Source organism: Pseudomonas sp. HY7a-MNA-CIBAN-0227, assembly GCF_040310325.1.
Lineage (GTDB): Bacteria > Pseudomonadota > Gammaproteobacteria > Pseudomonadales > Pseudomonadaceae > Aquipseudomonas.
On sequence record NZ_JBEOPT010000410.1, the window covers coordinates 1 to 215 of the forward strand.

A 215-nucleotide genomic window follows, 5' to 3' on the forward strand; every position below is an offset into this window, starting at 1 on the left:
CGGCGTCCTGCCGGTTTACCCACGGATCAATGCCTGCGTTCAGCCATCGTGGTTAACGGGGCGCCTAAGATCAAGATCAAAAGCACGGCGGCCTGGTAGCCGACCTGAGTGGTAAAAATGTAGGAGCGAGCTTGCTCGCGATGGTCGTTAACGATAACGCTGGCTTCCTGAATCACCGCGGCGCCCCCAGGTTCTTCGCGAGCAAGCTCGTTCCT

General features: G+C 58.6%; 1 protein-coding gene. It reads right to left on the reverse strand.

Annotated elements, in window-relative coordinates:
* Window positions 1-26 precede the first annotated feature (26 nt).
* The coding region (locus AAEZ06_RS28680; protein ID WP_502948077.1) for a hypothetical protein at window positions 27-215 on the reverse strand (189 nt) is incomplete at its 5' end.